General features: G+C 65.4%; 1 pseudogene. It reads left to right on the top strand.

The features are described from left to right. A pseudogene (locus IRZ56_RS22910) lies at positions 1 to 679 on the top strand (hypothetical protein); the annotation flags it as partial.

The following is a 679-nucleotide window of genomic DNA, read 5'->3' as shown; positions in this document are numbered from 1 at the left end:
GTGATCGTCTCGCTCAGGCTGGGTGAGTACCTGAGCCTGCTCAACGAGGCGTTGCAGGAGCGCACCGACGCGTTTCTCGGCCAACTGGACAAACAGTTCCGCAAGCCCGCCGAACGCAAGGTCCGCGCCATGGTACTCAGCGGCGCGGTCACCGCGACCGTGTCCCGCCATCACGGCAAGCTCGTCGATGTGGCGATCTGGTCGCTGGAAAGCGCCGAGAGCCTGCAGGCACGCTTGGAGCAACTGCGGGCCGGTGCTGCCGGCACTGTGACCGAGGCGCTGAGAAGTGTGAGCATCGGCGCGGCCAGCTTGCAGTTCCAAAAGACGCAGTTGCAGCTCGGGTTGAGCATCAGCGCCGAGCAGGCTCGGCTCCTGGCGCGGGATGCCTTGAACGGTATGCGTGGCGGCTTTTCCGGGTTGGGCCCGGGGAGCCCGGGCCTGCTGCTGAGCCTGGGTGGGCTGTGGTTTCAGCAGGAGGGTTTGCGCAGGAACTACGCATCGCTGCTCGACACGCCCGGGAGTGGTGAGCCCGAAGCGTTGGCGGCCGTCTGGTCGTCCTCCATCGGGGTGCTGGGTGTCGGCCTTGAGGCTACAGGACGAGCTCTCGAAACGCTGCGGCCGCAAAAACTCATGGCTGCGCAAAATCCGACTGTTGGGTTTGGGGGGCAGATCGCCAAAT

The sequence above is a fragment of the Pseudomonas guariconensis genome (assembly GCF_015680235.1).
Lineage (GTDB): Bacteria > Pseudomonadota > Gammaproteobacteria > Pseudomonadales > Pseudomonadaceae > Aquipseudomonas > Aquipseudomonas guariconensis_A.
Note: the sequence above shows the minus strand (reverse complement) of the source record. Positions and strands in the feature narration are given on the sequence as shown.